The sequence below is a fragment of the Gimesia sp. genome (assembly GCF_040219335.1).
Lineage (GTDB): Bacteria > Planctomycetota > Planctomycetia > Planctomycetales > Planctomycetaceae > Gimesia.
Map to the genome: position 1 here is coordinate 1 of NZ_JAVJSQ010000010.1, position 13650 is coordinate 13650.

The 13650-nt window shown below is 54.4% G+C and carries 8 protein-coding genes; 5 read left to right on the forward strand and 3 right to left on the reverse strand.

Features of this window, described 5'->3' with window-relative positions; translation table 11 throughout:
• Positions 1-521: 521 nt before the first annotated feature.
• Positions 522-686 (forward strand): hypothetical protein, encoded by a 165-nt coding sequence (locus RID21_RS09085; protein WP_350188320.1) that lies wholly within the window; start codon positions 522-524, stop codon positions 684-686.
• Between the two features lie 233 nt (positions 687-919).
• Here RID21_RS09085 and RID21_RS09090 read toward each other — a convergent pair whose 3' ends face one another.
• On the reverse strand, positions 920-2815 hold the full coding sequence (locus RID21_RS09090; protein WP_350188321.1) for a carbon starvation CstA family protein: 1896 nt from the start codon (positions 2813-2815) through the stop codon (positions 920-922).
• A 628-nt stretch (positions 2816-3443) separates the two neighbouring features.
• Here RID21_RS09090 and csrA point away from each other — a divergent pair.
• A complete protein-coding gene (gene csrA / locus RID21_RS09095; RefSeq protein ID WP_350188322.1) occupies positions 3444-3674 on the forward strand; it encodes a carbon storage regulator CsrA in 231 nt (76 codons plus the stop codon).
• Between the two features lie 112 nt (positions 3675-3786).
• On the opposite strand, the gene RID21_RS09100 is transcribed toward csrA, so the two are convergent.
• Together RID21_RS09100 and RID21_RS09105 are read right to left on the reverse strand one after the other, a co-directional pair.
• Positions 3787-4473, reverse strand: coding sequence for a class I SAM-dependent methyltransferase (locus tag RID21_RS09100; RefSeq protein ID WP_350188323.1), 687 nt, complete (start codon positions 4471-4473; stop codon positions 3787-3789).
• A gap of 100 nt (positions 4474-4573) precedes the next feature.
• Positions 4574-7111: an ATP-dependent Clp protease ATP-binding subunit gene (locus RID21_RS09105; RefSeq protein WP_145045445.1), complete on the reverse strand. Its 2538-nt coding sequence runs from the start codon at positions 7109-7111 to the stop codon at positions 4574-4576.
• 608 nt (positions 7112-7719) lie between these two features.
• On the opposite strand from RID21_RS09105, the gene RID21_RS09110 reads away from it, so the two are divergent.
• The 3 genes from RID21_RS09110 (at position 7720) to amt (ending at position 13649) form a co-directional block, all read left to right on the forward strand.
• Complete coding sequence (locus tag RID21_RS09110; RefSeq protein ID WP_350188324.1) at positions 7720-9282, forward strand: thiamine phosphate synthase; 1563 nt, start codon at positions 7720-7722, stop codon at positions 9280-9282.
• 27 nt (positions 9283-9309) lie between these two features.
• Positions 9310-10398, forward strand: coding sequence for a tRNA dihydrouridine synthase (locus tag RID21_RS09115; protein ID WP_350188325.1), 1089 nt, complete (start codon positions 9310-9312; stop codon positions 10396-10398).
• A 284-nt stretch (positions 10399-10682) separates the two neighbouring features.
• Complete coding sequence (gene amt / locus RID21_RS09120) at positions 10683-13649, forward strand: ammonium transporter (RefSeq protein ID WP_350188326.1); 2967 nt, start codon at positions 10683-10685, stop codon at positions 13647-13649.
• The last annotated feature ends 1 nt before the right edge of the window (position 13650 follow it).

Here is a 13650-nt window from a genome sequence, read left to right on the forward strand (position 1 = left end):
AACACGACCACTACCGATGAAGATCCTTGCTGCATAATCGAACCAGGAATAGGCAAACCCACCGTGAGCGGAATGGCGCTAGCCACCGGTGATATATACAACGCGGTTAAAAATTACCGGCAGCTAGCGCCTTGCCGCTCAGTTTTGTGTGCTGGCTGATGTGCAGCTTTTCCTGTTGGTGCCGATCTGTAGGATGAGTGCGCGCTCCTCTTGTATCAAGTGGGAAGTATCTTGACCAGTGCCGGTGGTGGGGGAGCGTGTTGCCGGTGCTGTTTTTTCACTCAGTCAATTCCTGAGAAAGTTCGTCATGTGGAATCGAGATTATTTCGATCGGCACGCAGGCGTCAAGCAGAATCCGGGGAGTGAGATCGTTGTGAATTTCTTTGAGTTCACGGCGATTGTGCTCCGAAGTGCTCTGAGTATGCTCCGAAATGCGTTGAAATTGTACGAGACAGATCGAACCGGTGCTGTCTGTTCCGGTGAAAAACGCCAAAAATCGACGGCGATTCAGGTGCTTTTACGTGACTTGTGTCGCGTGTTCCGGTGCACGCATCGTCCGCCTCGCACGCGAAGCACAATTGCGACACTTTACGATTCGGGAAGTGCGAATCAAGGTCAGTCTGTTCAGGAAAGTGCAGGCGAAGTTCAGTGGAGTGGTTCGTCGATCACTGGTCGCAGGAGCTTGATTCAGGAATGGGCACCAGTCGCCGGTCGTGAATGTAGGAGTCTACTTGTGACTATCAGGCACGAACGTTTTCGCTTAGAGCGTGGCTCGCTGGGTGCACCGCTCGTAGTATTGCTCTGTCAATTTCCTGCTCGCTGCGCACGGCCCGAATTGCATTCGGGCACACCCGGGAAAGTAATTAACCGACGGGCGGAGCGTCCGTCGGTTAAGCGGTTTGTGCTGTACTGGTTACGCTCAGTTCGATCCGCCGGCGGAGGTGGTAGCGACCGCGGGGCGAATTGTGGAGAGTTCCGGCAGCTGTTCTTCGAGGTGCCCCTTGGACTTGGACCAGACGAGCAGGCCTTCGATCATCATCCAGACCTGGAGGCCGATGACAGCGACGCCGAAGAGGAACAGGTGTTGTTTTTCCGGGTTAAAGAACCAGCCGGTTTGGCCGTTGAACATGTTCCAGAGCATGGCCCAGGCGGGCATGATCAGCATGACGATCATGGGAACCAGGGCGAAGATGATGGGTTTGTTGCGACGACGGAGGTAGAAGACGATGACCATGAAGGCCAGGCCGGCAAGCAGCTGGTTGGTGGCACCGAAGAGAGGCCAGAGAATAAGACCGCCACTACCGGGACCAGCGGTGGCGCTGGCGGGCATCATCGCGACCATACCACCCAGGGCGACCGCCAGTCCGGTGGCTGCATATTTGTTGGTAAGCGGTTTGATGTGTACGGTCGCCGCGAGTTCCTGGATGACGTATCGCTGCAGACGCGTAGCGGTGTCGAGTGTGGTGGCAGCGAAGCTGGCCACGAGAACGGCAATGATGCTGATGCCGAGTTTCATCGGGATGCCGATGGCACCCAGGAAGTTGGCACCGCCGTGAATGAAGGCACCGATTTTGTCTTTCAGGCCGAACGCGCCCCAGCCTTTGCTGGCGTCGTAACGGGTTTCCCAGGCAGCCAGTCCGGCCAGCTGGGTGTCGGTCCCTGTGGCGAGTGTGGGTTGATAGCTGTAGGCGGCTCCTTCTCCGACGCGGGTGAAATCACCCATGCCCACGCCGGCACAGCAGGCGAGGATCACGATGACGGCCAGGCCCCCTTCGAGGAGCATGGCACCGTAGCCGACGTACTGGGCGTCCATTTCGGATTCGACCTGTTTACTGCTGGTACCGCTGCTGACCAGGCAGTGGAAACCACTGCAGGCACCGCAGGCGATGGTAATAAACAGGAAGGGCCAGATGGGTGGTGCATCAGCGGGGATGTTCGTGGCAACCGCGGGAGCAGACCCGACGAGGTCTGCTTTTCCGGTGGCACCGGCGACCAGGGCTCCGATGAGCAGCAGTCCCAGTGCGAGGACGAGCTGGTGGCTGTTGATGAAATCGCGCGGCTGGAGCAGCAGCCAGACCGGCATGACCGAGGCGACGGCACAGTAAGCCAGCAGGACGAAGGTCCAGAGGATGACTGCGTTGGGAAACGGTCCCATGTCGGGGATGCCGAACAGTGTGGCGATATTGATGGGCCAGTAGTAGGCACCCATGTAGATCGAAGCGTAAACAATGACAAGCGCGACGAGCGAGGGGATGAGCAGTTCTGCATTCTGTTTATAGACCATCAGGCCGATGACGATGGCGATGGGCATGGTAATCCAGACGGGGATGACCGTCTCGGGATAAAGCGAGAAGATGATGGCAATCACCAGGCCGAAGATAGCAAGCACCACGGTCAAAGCGAGCAACAGGATCAGCAGGAACAGGATACGGGTGCGGGGGGCAATCAGTCTGCCGGCCACTTCACCGACGGTTTGTCCCCGGTTGCGAAGCGACACCATCAGCGCGCCGAAGTCGTGGACGGCACCAACGAAAATAGATCCAAAGAGCACCCAGAGGAGTGCAGGCAGCCAGCCCCAGAAGACGGCGATCGCGGGACCAACGATCGGTCCGGTGCCGGCGATGCTGGTGAAGTGGTGACCGAAGATGACTTCTTTTTTAGTAGGAACGAAGTCGATATCGTCACGCAGCTGTTTACTGGGAACTTCCGCATCTGCGTCGACGTTAAAGATTTTCTGGGAGAGCCACTTACCATAAGTGTGGTAAGCGATGATGTAACCGATAAAGGCTCCCGCAGCAATCAACAGTGTGGCCATTGGTCATTTACTCCAGCGTTTGTCCCGAAAGTGGGGGTCAGGACCGGATTTGATCCGGAAGGTCTGCTTAATCAGAGGGTGAAACACGAGGCAGGTTCTGATTTTCGCCGCAGTAAATCAAGGTGGGATGCGATGTGCGTCAAATCAGAGCGCTACCTACAAGGTTATACATCTGCAGGGGAATTGGCAATTCAGATTAGCCCCTCGAGGTCCTGTTTATGTCCGTATGTGTGCAAAAATTCATCATTAATGACCAGCCGGGCGTCAAAATCGTTACAGGCGGTACGGTTGGGCTATTCGGCAGAGCAGCATGCATCTTTTCTTAATGTGCTCATTTATCCTATCTTAAAAGGAATCTTCTGTGTGGAAAGGTCGATGTAGTTAGTACCCCCGCGGAACTCATTACTCAGATGCAGGGATGTGGGTCATTGCCGGATCGGGAGTTTTGTGCAGGAACCGCACGGTTCTCCAAGATGGAGTCCCTTCCGACCGGACTGAATTGTTTTTACTTACTTACGAAATGACAACAGGTGACAAGCTTTTAGTCAAATCGATAAGAGGTTTGTCGCCTCTTCAGATATCACCTCATTGGCCCAGAAATAATAGATCTACGGAAGGAGTTACTACGATGCTTGTATTGTCGAGACAACGCGACGAGAGCATCATCATCGGTGACAATATTGTCATTACTATTGTCGATATCCGGGGTGATAAAGTACGGTTAGGAATCCAGGCCCCTACAGAAATTCCAGTACACCGTCAGGAAGTGTATGATGCGATTCAGCGTGAAAACGCGATGAAAGAAGCGGAAGCGCAGCGTACCCCATCTCAGTCGTCATCCAAAAATGCCAGCGAGTGATCGGCTTTGAACAAAGACGTTCGCCAGGCGGATCAGGGATTGATTTCAATTAAAGACTAATTGAATACGCCACAGGGGAAAGACTGATACGAAGTCAGTCTTTCCCCTGTTTTTATGTTTGCGCAAGTCGATGTGAGACGGTCCAGTGCCGATCGGAAGTCAGCTGTGCCGCTTCAGGGGGCAGGCCGCAGGTCTGCAGCAGATCCTGAATTTCTGAGAGGGTGAGCGCGGCGTGCAGGGAGTCGGTCAGCATCTGACGCTGGTGCGGTGTGTCATTCGCGGCGTACTGTCTGACGAGCGATTCGAGATCGACCAGCGAGTTGGGTCGGGCAAGATCGCGGAGAAACAGGAAGCCACCCGGTTTGATCACGCGCAGCATTTCCTGCAGGATGGGCAAGGGATCCGCGATGTGATGAATCAGGCTGTTGGCGATGACGCCGTCCACGGAGCTATCCGGGCAGGGCAGCTGTCTGGCGTCAGCGAGTTCCAGTGAGATGCGGTCTGAGAGTTGAACGCTGCGCAGGTTGTCTGCGGCGACTTTCAGCATTTCGGTAGCGAGGTCGGCAGCGATGATCTGAATCTGCGCGCTACGCTGACAGATTTCTATGGGGATCAGCGCGGTCCCGGTGCCGGGATCGAGCAGTGTGAGCGGCTGCGAGCTATCTATTTCCGAACCTGCGATGAGCGCGAGGACTTCATCTGCGAAGCGCCGATTAACTTCGCGATTGTCCATGGTGTTGTAGCCGAGGGCCTCTTCGCGGGTGTCCATGACTTCGGGTTCGAGTCGACGGGAAAGCATGGTCCAGCTCCTTCCGGTTGAATGCAGATACAAAAAGAGCCCTCAACGTGATAGTGAGGGCTCTGAAATTTTATCTTAAGCGTTACTCAGAGAGGAAAGTTTAACCTTCGCCTTCTGAAGAACCGCCTTCGCTGGAACCGACGGTTGCCAGCTCTTCGGTTTCGGCTTCGTAAGAACCTTCGAACTCGAGCCGTTTTTCATCGCCAACTTCAGCGACGGTAACAAGCACTTTGTTCTTGCCTTCAAAGGCACCCCGCAGCAGCTCTTCTGCCAGCGGATCTTCGATGTAGCGTTCGACAGAACGACGCAGCGGACGTGCACCGTAGTCGAGTTCGCCCCCTTCGGAGCCTTTGTCGATGATGAACTCGCGGGTCTGGTCGGTCAGTTCCAGGACAACGCCCTGTTCCTTGAGACGTTTGCGAACCTTAGCCAGTTCGATATCGACGATCTGCTTGAGTTCTTCGCGGGTCAGTTTCCGGAAGACGACGACTTCGTCGAGACGTCCCAGGAATTCCGGTTTGAACTCTTTCTGCAGGTCGTGCATCAGATTTCGTTTCATGGCATCGTAGCTGGTGTCATCGTCGGCTTTACGGAACCCGAAGGCATCCCCGTGAGCCATACCCTGAGCACCGGCGTTGGTGGTCATGATGAGAACGACGTTTTTGAAGTCGACCTTGCGACCGAAGCTGTCGGTCAGGTGGCCTTCTTCCATGATCTGCAGAAGCATATTGAAGACGTCGGGGTGTGCTTTTTCGATTTCGTCAAGCAGCACGACTGCGTAGGGGCGACGCCGAATCTTTTCGGTCAGCTGACCCCCTTCTTCGAAACCGACATATCCCGGAGGAGCACCGATCAGACGGCTGACGTTGTGCTTCTCCATGTATTCGCTCATGTCGATCTGAATCAGAGCGGTTTCGTCGCCGAACATGAATTCAGCCAGCGTCTTGGCCAGCAGGGTTTTACCAACCCCGGTCGGACCGGAGAAGAGGAAGGCCCCCATCGGTCGTTTGGGATCTTTCAGACCACTGCGACTGCGTCGGACGGCCTTGGAAACCTGCTTGATGGCTTCGTCCTGGCTGATGACGCGTCTGTGCAGTTCGTCTTCCATGTTGAGCAGACGCACGGTGTCTTCGCTGGAGAGCCGGGTCAGTGGAACGCCGGTAATCTTGGCGACCACTTCGGCAACGACTTCTGCATCGACGACGCCGTCGACTTCTTTGGATTTTTCACGCCATTCCTGGGTCAGGGTCTCTTTCCGTTTCTTCAGCTTGTCAGCCTGATCACGCAGGTTGGCTGCCAGTTCGAAGTCCTGGTTAGCGACTGCTTCTTCCTTGGACTGGTTGAGGCGTTCTGATTCTTCTTCGAGTTCTTTGAGGTCGGGAGGCCGCACCATTGATTTCAGACGGATCCGGGCGCCGGCTTCGTCGATCACATCGATGGCTTTATCAGGTAGACAACGACCGGTGATGTAACGCGAAGAGAGTTCGACTGCTTTTTCGAGCGCGTCGTCAGTAATCTGCACCTTGTGATGCTCTTCGTAGCGTTCCCGCAGACCACGCAAAATTTCGACGGTCTGTTCGTCTGTGGGAGGCTCGACCATTACGTTCTGGAAGCGACGTTCCAGGGCGCTGTCTTTCTCGATGTATTTACGATATTCGTCCAGGGTGGTAGCACCGATACACTGCAGTTCGCCACGACTCAGAGCAGGTTTCAGTACGTTAGAAGCGTCGATCGCTCCCTCTGCACCACCAGCGCCAACGAGGGTGTGCAACTCGTCGATGAACAGAATCGTGTTCTTGGCACGACGGACTTCGTTCATGACGGCTTTGATGCGTTCTTCGAACTGACCGCGGTACTTGGTACCGGCGACCATCATGGCGAGGTCGAGTACGACGATGCGACGATCGCGGAGCAGGTCCGGAACTTCGCCGTCGACGACCATCTGGGCGAACCCTTCGACGATCGCGGTTTTACCAACGCCTGCTTCACCCAGCAGAACGGGGTTGTTTTTCTGACGGCGGCAGAGGATCTGAATGACGCGTTCGATTTCCTTAGAACGACCGATGACCGGATCGAGCTTCTTCTGCTTGGCCAGTTCGGTCAGGTCGCGACCAAAGCTGTCCAGAGCGGGGGTCTTGCTCTTGCCGGCTTTCTGGCTGCCGGTACCGGGAGTCCGTTCGCCAGCCTCACCCCCTTCCAGGCCGTGGCCCAGCAGGTTGAGAACTTCTTCGCGGACTTCTTCCAGTTTCAGACCCAGGTTCATCAGGACCTGAGCGGCGACGCCGTCCTGTTCACGCAGCAGGCCGAGCAGCAGGTGCTCTGTACCTACGTAGTTGTGATTCAGGTTGCGGGCCTCTTCCATCGCGTATTCGATGACCTTCTTGGCGCGGGGCGTCTGGGGGAGTTTGCCCATGGTGACCATGTCTGGTCCGGACTGGACAATCTTCTCAACTTCCAGACGGATCTTGCGCAGATCCACATCGAGATTTTTCAATACATTGGCTGCGACTCCTGAGCCTTCCTTGACTAAACCCAGAAGGATATGTTCGGTCCCGATATATTCGTGATTGAACCGCTGGGCCTCCTGATTGGCCAGCTGCATCACCTTTCGAGCTCGATCTGTAAACCGCTCGTACATAACTCGTTTCTCCTATGGCCCAGTACCATTGCGGGCGCTGTTGGATGAACACTGACTCCCCTGACTGGAAACCGGCGGGTTCAGTCGCAGGGAGCATTTCTCCCAAACTATAATGCTAATTCGATTGTTTCTTGTCTTTTAAAATTCAAAAACGCTGTTTATTTAACCCGAACGGCGTTAAACAACAAACAACGCACTGAATGGATTCGTTGCTGACAGTGATTCAGGAATGGTTCCCAGAGAATAATACGTCACTCACAAAAAAACGTCGAGGAATTTCCCCAAACTACTGTCAGTTCATCATAGGAAGTAACTGAATAATCACAACTTACTAAAATAAGCTGTCTATCTTAACACGTCGTCTTTCAGCGGGTGTCACATTGGAAATACCCCCTCTCTTCCCTGATGAGGGTTAACGGAGTTTTTCATCGTACGAAACCTGCAAAATCCGCAAATTCGACAGGCCCGGTAAAGTTAATTCTAGTACCCATACCCAAATGTAGCAAGATAAGCATTCAATCGGTTAAGCTAAATAAGTTACGATTGCCTGTCGGGACGTCTTTCGAAGTCTACTTACCTCTCCCGTTTTGAGAAAATACCTGAGACCGATGCAACATTTACTTACCGCCGGCGCACAGCGTGCCCTGGCGCTGGCAGAACTGATCGCCAATAATTCAAATGATCAGGTAACGAATCCCCGGCATCTGCTGGCGGCTCTGGCGCATGAAGAGTCCCGGGCTGCCGAGATTCTGCAGTCGCATGGAATCGAGCAAAGCCAGATATTGCAGGAATTTAAGCTGACTCTGCCGGACTCAGAGGCCAAATCCGATCTGTTCGCGACAGAAGTTCCTCTGGAACTCTCCCAGGCCCTGTTTCGGTTTCCTCAGTTAAAGGATGTTCTTAATCGAGCGCTGGAACAGGCCAGTCAGACCAGTCTGCCGGTCGAAATCGGCAGCGAGCATCTGTTGTGGGGCGTCTTGAAGACCGAAGGACCTCACACGGATTGGCTGGTGAATCAGGGGGCCATTTCTTCGGATTCGCTGGCAGCCTCATTTCCGGGCGAACATCAGCAGGCAGGCGATCCGATCGATGTCGATTTCGCTTTTCGCACGGTTCCCGCGACTGTCAGCGATCAGACGAATACATTCCGTACCATCGATGCCGCCGCGAATCGTCTGCGGGAAGGACTGCGGGTGGTGGAAGACTTTCTGCGGTTTACGCTGGACGATGCGCATCTGACGCGATTGCTGAAAACCACCCGGCATCAGTTGACTGAAGCCCTGCAGTTCATCGGCCAGGAATCCCTGATCGCCAGCCGCGACACGCTCAATGATGTGGGAACCGCGATCAGCTCGACCTCCGAGTTTGACCGCCCTTCCCTGGAACATCTGGTTCAGGCCAACCTCAAGCGGGTGCAGGAAGCAGCGCGAACGCTGGAGGAGTTTGGGAAACTGATCTCCGTAGAGGCAGCCGCTATCTTTAAACAGATGCGGTACTCACTCTATACTCTGGAAAAGAGCGTGCTGACCAGTGTCTCGAGCCAACACCGGCTTGAGGACTGTCAACTCTATCTGCTGGCGACAGAATCGATGTGCCATCATGGTTGCGGACCTGCAATTCGTGAGGCTGTCGCAGCCGGTGTCCGCATCGTGCAGATCCGCGAAAAAGAAATGTCAGATCGTCAACTGCTCGAACATGGCAGGCGGGCCCGGGAATGGACGCGGGAAGCAGGAGCCATTCTGATCATGAATGACCGTCCGGACCTTGCAGTTGCGATAGACGCCGATGGCGTGCATGTGGGACAGGACGAACTGCCGGTGCGTGAAGTCAGACAGATCGTCGGCTCCCGTCGCCTGATTGGTGTCTCGACGCATAATATCGAACAGGCACGACAGGCCGTGCTGGATGGAGCCGACTATATTGGCGTCGGTCCCACCTTTACCACGGCTACGAAACAATTTGCTGAAGAAGAATATGCGGGACTGGATTTCGTAAAGCAGGTTGCTGCCGAGATCACCCTGCCCTGGTTTGCGATCGGCGGCATCAACGCAGAGAACCTTCCGGAAGTTCTGCAGGCCGGAGCGACGCGTGTTGCTGTCAGTGGTGTGATCTGCAGGCATGAGCAGCCGGGGCAGATCACGCGAGATTTATTAGACCAGTTTACCCATTGATTATTCTGTGAAAGCACAAAGCTGAAGATGACGTCTGAAACGAAAATAAAACCGGTCAGCCTGGGGCCTTACCAGCTCAAATCTCCCCTGTGTCAGGCGGCATTGAGTGGCTACAGCGATTATCCGATGCGGGTGATTGCGGCGCGACTGGGGGCGGCTTATACACTCTGTGAAGTGATGATTGACCGCTTGATTAATCAGACACGTCAGGGGAAACAGCTTTCAATGATGTACTGTCATCCGGATGAATATCCGGTGGGCGGACAGTTGATGGGCTCCGAACCGGAAGAGTTCGGGCCGGCGGCACAGAAACTCGTTGACGCCGGCTTTCATGTGATTGATATTAATTTTGGCTGCCCGGTGAAAAAAGTAATGAGCCGCTGTCGGGGTGGCTATCATCTGGGACAGCCTGAAGTGGCGCTCGAAATTATCTCCCGGGTCCGGGATACCGTTCCCGACTCGATTCCGGTGACGCTCAAAATGCGACGCGGCATCGATGACAGTTCTAAATCGGAAGAAAACTTCTTTCGCATCTTTGAAGGTGCCTATGCGCGGGGACTGGCGGCGATCACCGTGCATGGCCGCACGGTCGAACAAAAATATGTGGGCTCCAGCAAGTGGGAATTTCTCAGACAGGTCAAGCAACAGGCGGGCGACAGAATAGTGGTGGGGAGTGGCGATCTCTTCTCTCCCCAGGCCTGCCTGGACATGCTCCGTGTGACTGGAGTAGACGGCGTTTCGATTGCCCGGGGGGCCATCGGGAATCCCTGGATCTTTCAACAGACCGAACGCCTGCTGCGGGGGGAATCGATTACGCCTCCCGATGTCCATGAACAACGGACCGTGATCGCAGAGCATTTTGCACTCGCCCGTGAATTCTACGGCGAGAAAAAAGTCTGCAACACGTTGCGCAAGTTTGGCATCTTCTATTCAGAGCTGCATCCGCAGCGCAAAGCAGTTCGCGATGCGTTTATCGCCGTCAAAACCTCAGACCAGTGGCTGGCGGTTCTGGAACAATGGTATCAAAACAATGCACCGGGTTGCTTTCCCCCGGTCGAAGCGCCAAACCCGCTTTCGCTTGAGGCGGCTGCTGCAGCCAGTGATGAGACGCACTGATCCAGGGCACGCCGGCAGGCTGCTTGAACGCAGCGACCTTCCATAAATGATCCCGTTTTGATTGTTCGGGTATTGATGCCTGGGACGAAAGGGGCGATTGTCTGGGTTGGACTCGGATGTCTGACAAATCGGACTGGCGGGTCGAAATATGAGGTGTTCCACTCAGAATTCTTTTGACTGTCTCTGAAGTGGATCTAGATTTTAACAACTCTATTTCCCTCATATGACAATCATTTTGTGCTTCGAAATGATTGTGGTTGCACGACTTGAAGGCCCCTCACTCAATGTCTTATGAGTTAACCACGAATACGATCTGGGTATTAATCTGTACCAGCCTGGTTTTTCTGATGCAGGCAGGTTTCTGTTGCCTGGAGTCAGGACTGTCACGCTCGAAAAACAGTATTAATGTTGCGACCAAGAATGTCGTCGATTTCTTTATCGGATCGTTCCTGTTCTGGCTCTTTGGTTACGGACTCATGTTTGGCGAGTCCTTTCAGGGTCTGATCGGAACGACCGGTTTCGCCTTTGCTGATAACAGCACCACTCACTGGGCAACCGTCGTCTTTCTGTTCCAACTTGTGTTCTGCAGTACCGCGATGACGATCTCTTCGGGCGCGGTCGCAGAGCGGATGCGATTTCGCTCCTATGTGATTCTGGCTTGTGCCATTGGTGCGGTCGCCTATCCTGTGTTCGGTCACTGGGCCTGGGCACGGGATGCAGCAGGTGCTCCAGCAGGCTGGCTGGGAAAACTCGGTTTCATGGACTTTGCGGGTTCCAGTGTCGTGCATTCCGTCGGAGCCTGGTCTGCGCTGGCAGCAGTGTTGATACTGGGACCACGCACGGGACGCTTTGGCGCGGGCGCTGATAAATCCCGCTTCTCAGCAAGTAACCTGCCCCTGGCGGCACTTGGATTTTTGATTCTGTGGTTTGGCTGGTTTGGTTTTAACGGCGGGAGCACGCTGGCATTAAACGGACAGGTTCCCTCTATCATATTAAATACGATTCTGGCCGGAATCGCAGGGGGGGGCTTTGCGCTTCTCTGGGAAATGTTCTCATCTAAACAAATTTCAGTAGAAAATATCTTCAACGGATCACTGGCAGGGCTGGTGGCTGTGACGGCGGGTTGTAACGTTATTTCTTATCCCAGCGCGATTCTGATTGGCTTGATCGCCGGCGCGGTCATGCTGGGAGCAACGTATCTGCTCGAAAAATGCATGCGAGTGGATGATGTCGTGGGAGCGATTCCCGTGCATGGATTCGCGGGTGTCTGGGGGACCCTGGCTGTCGCCCTCTTTGCTGAAATGCAGCACGTACCGCACGGTATCACACGCATGTACCTCTTGGGGATTCAGGCTCTGGGGGCGGCTGTCTGCTTCGTCTGGAGCTTCGGTTTTATCTGGGCTTGTATGTGGACGCTGAATCGCTTTCTACCGATCCGGGTTTCCGCGGGTGACGAAAAAATTGGTCTCAACGTGGCCGAACATGGTGCTTCTACCGAACTGCACAGTCTGCTGGAAACAATGATCGCCCACGAAAAGGGGGACAACTCCTCCCGGGCCGAGGTCGACGATTTTACCGAAGCCGGGATTGTGGGATATCAATACAACCGTGTGCTGGACGCCCAGGAAGTCCTGTTATCGGATGTCAAAGACCGAGAGCTGCGTTACCGCTCGATCATGGACAACGTGATGGATGCCATCATCACGATTAACCTGGAAGGCAGAATCGAAGAATTCAACCTGGGAGCGGAGCACCTGTTTGGCTATCTGAATCACGAGGTGATCGGGCAGAACATCAACCTGCTGATTCCGCCCCTGCACCAGAATCTGCAGCACAAATACTCCGAAGGAGACTTGAACCCGCAACTGGTTCGCGCGATCGGTTCGCGACAGGAAATCGTGGCTCAGCGACAGGATGGATCAACGTTCCCCGCCGAACTGGCGGTGAGTTCGGTTGTACTGGCGGACCGGGAAATCTTCACCGGAATTATCCAGGACATCAGCGAACGCAAAGAATACGAACGCTCATTGAACGAAGCACGGAAACGGGCCGAGGCTGCCAGTGATGCCAAGAGTGAATTCCTGGCCAATATGAGTCATGAAATCCGCACTCCGATGACGGCCATTCTGGGGTTCACTGATATCCTGCTCGGTAATCTGAAAGAGAAAGAAGACATCGAGGCAGCTCACATTGTCAAACGCAATGGTGAGTATCTGATCGGCGTGATCAATGACATTCTGGACCTCTCCAAGATCGAAGCCCGCAAGATCGAACTCGAGCAGGTGCGGGTCAATATTCAAGAGATCGTGCGGGACATTGTTGCTCTGATGCAGGTCAAGGCTGACTTGAAGCAGCTCAAACTGCAGATTGAATTTGAGAATCCGATTCCGGAAACAATCGTCACCGATCCAACGCGACTGCGTCAGGTGTTGATCAATCTGCTGGGAAATGCGATCAAATTCACCGAGACCGGTTACGTAAAACTCCGCATCCAGACCATCAACCTGGAAGACTCCTGTGCGCAACTCCAATTCGACGTCATTGATACAGGCATCGGCATCTCGGAAGCAGCACTCTCCCAGATTTATCAACCGTTTACACAGGCCGACAATTCAACGACCCGGAAATATGGCGGCACCGGTCTGGGGCTGGCCATTTCCAAACGCCTGGTCGAAATGCTGGGTGGACATATCCAGGTCTTGAGTAAAGTCGGCGTGGGAAGTACCTTCACCATCACCGTCAATACCGGCTCTCTCGAAGGAGTGCGACTATTGAAACTGGATGAAAGTTCCTTCCGCAAAGCTGCAGAGGAACAGAACCAGGAGCATCCTATTGAGTCTGGTCGTAGTGTTTCCTCCCAGCGTGTACTGATCGTGGAAGACGGCCTCGACAATCAGCGACTGATCTCGTTTCTGCTGAAGAAAGAGGGCATGGAAGTCGAACTGGCAGATAATGGAAAGCTTGGTTCCGAACAGGCACTGGCTGCCCAGGAAGCCGGGCAGCCCTATGATTTCGTGCTGATGGATATGCAGATGCCGGTCATGGATGGTTACACGGCCACCCGCAAACTCAGAGAGGCGGGCTATAAGCGTCCGATTATCGCACTGACGGCCCACGCGATGAAAAACGATATGGAAAAATGTCTGAACGCTGGCTGTGATGCGTACGCGACGAAGCCGGTGAATAAACAGAAGCTGCTGGAGACCATCTCACATCTGGCAGAGCCGCAGGCATCAGAACCGGCAGACTGAG